At 42.0% G+C, this 2,451-nt stretch carries 1 protein-coding gene; it reads right to left on the bottom strand.

Features of this window, described 5'->3' with window-relative positions:
- Window positions 1-34: 34 nt before the first annotated feature.
- A partial coding sequence (locus QUA56_RS36340) for an AAA family ATPase (protein WP_333368831.1) occupies window positions 35-2,451 on the bottom strand: 2,417 nt, incomplete at its 5' end.

The following is a 2,451-nucleotide window of genomic DNA, read 5'->3' as shown; positions in this document are numbered from 1 at the left end:
TAGCAGGCATTCACTTTGTCTGAATATCATTATGTTATATTATACCACTATGCGTTTTAAATGCACAACAGCTTATCTCTCTTTCAAGGACAGCTAATTCTTTGCCACTAAAGTAAGCAAAATAGGAAGACGCTAATAGACCATAGCTTGCATATTCTAAATCTCCTGTCTCCATTCCGATATAGTAGACTGACATCAAAGGCTCTAAGGATGCTCTCAGATGCTCTGTCCAATGTCGGATTAATGTATTTACTATGATGACTGTCTTGGCTTTGATTTCTTGAGCATTTAAGTTTGACAATAGACTTAAAGCCAATTGACCAAACTGATAACCTGAATCAATATCTCCGACAATTCCACAAAGAAGAAGACCATAATTGGCATAAGCAAACGGAGAAACCGAAGCATTACCATATTGAACGGATAAATCTATTTGTTTGCACACCGCCAAAGGCACCAGTTCTGGCGTAGCCATGAATGCAGGAGCAAAGATACTTGATAAAAGTCTCATGGCTGCTAATTTATAGGGCTCGGTCATTTGAGGCAGATCAATTAAATCCTCAATTCGCCAATCTTTTACCATTGCCACAGTGTCGGAGAGTGCTTGTCCAATGTCTGACGGAGTTGGCTGTTGCGGAAACTCCACCCCCAAAAGCTTTAGAACTTGTAGACCCGTATTAACTGCTTCTAAGAGTCGGTTCTGCCCCATATAAGCTTGCATCTGGACTTCATACACTTTAATTTTGTCCAGCAGCGAGGTAGCGCGATCTTGGACTGTATCAATGAGTCTTTGCATTCCTTCAATATTACCGCTCAAAAAAGCTGCTTCTGCTCCTTCTGAGTAAAGTGATAATGTCAGTTCATATTGATTCTGCCAGCTATTAGTTGTTAGTAATTCCCTTCCCGCGTTCAAATATTCAGTAGCAGCAGCGTAGGCTGTTGAAGCTTTAGCTTTCTTTCCAGCAACCAGATTCAAGTGTGCTAATTGCTCCCGTTCTGCCTCATGGTTAATTAGCTCAACTCCCACATTTAAGTGGTTGACAATATCAAATATTCTTTCTTCTCGTTCAAGTTCTGGCGTATTCTTTAATAAGAGTTGACCGATTTTTAAGTGAGTCGATCGCTTTTGGTCTTCTGGAATCAGAGAATAGGCAGCTTGTTGGACGCGATCGTGTAAAAACTTATATTTGGGTAATTGTTCGTGGCTAATTAGTAATTGGTCAAATTCCTGACCATTCCCGATTACAGATTCGCTATTATCCTCTGCTTGATAAAACTTGTAAACCTCGCTAACAGGTAAAATTAATCCTTCTTGCAGCGCCTTCCATAAAGCAGATGCGGTTTCTACCAGCGAATTTTCATCAACAATTGCTAACGTCGCCAAATCGAACTGATTGCCAATACAAGCAGCTAACTTTAAAACGAACTGTGTCCTGGTTGGCAACTTTCGCAACTGAAGTGCCATGAATTCTACTACATCATCCGTTAGTGCCAAGGTTCGCACTCGGGCAATATCGCACTGCCAATACCGCTCTTCAAAATTAAATTCAATTAGCCCATCTTCATGCAAAGATTTGAGGAATTGTGTGCTGAAAAATGGATTGCCTAGGGTTTTCTGATAAACGAGTTCTGTTAAAGGCAGAGCCAACGCTGTAGAACAAGCTAGAGTATCGGCAACTAAACTATTTATGTCGGATAGAGCGAGCGGAGCTAAGGTAATAGTATTCACCTTTGCTGACGTTTTTTGAATTTCTGCTAACGTCAGCATCAATGGATGCGCTGGAAATACTTCGTTATCCCGATAAGCTCCTATTAATAATAGATAGCGGTGCTCTGTAGCACTCATCAGCAGTTGAATTAATTTTAACGATGCTGAGTCTGCCCATTGCAAATCGTCCAAGAAAATCACTAAAGGATGTTCTTTTGTTGTGAAGACTTGAATGAATTTTTCCAACAACAAATTGAAGCGATTTTGAGCGGCGCTGCCAGAAAGTTCGGGGACTGGCGCTTGCGGTCCGATAATCCGTTCGAGTTCGGGAATGACTTCAACTATCGCTTGAGCGCTATCGCCTAAAGCTGTCAAAATTTCTGATTTCCATTGTTCAACTTTCGCATCTGTTTCCGATAGCAATTGTCCCATTAAATCGCGAAAAGCTTGGACAAATGCACTAAAGGGTAGGTTGCGTTGGAATTGGTCGAATTTGCCTTTAATAAAGTAGCCTCGCTGTCTGACAATTGGTTTGTGAACTTCGTTGACGACAGCGGTTTTGCCAATGCCGGAGAAACCGGCAACGAGCATCATTTCGGTGCTTCCTGCACTCACGCGGTCAAACGCCGCTAGCAGGGAGAATACTTCGCTTTCTCTACCGTATAGTTTTTCGGGGATGATGAAGCGATCGCACAAATCTCGCTGCCCTATTTTAAAGTTAGTCAGTGCCCCTGTCTCTTGCC

This window comes from Microcoleus sp. N3A4 (genome assembly GCF_036701805.1).
GTDB lineage: Bacteria > Cyanobacteriota > Cyanobacteriia > Cyanobacteriales > Microcoleaceae > Microcoleus.
Note: the sequence above shows the minus strand (reverse complement) of the source record. Positions and strands in the feature narration are given on the sequence as shown.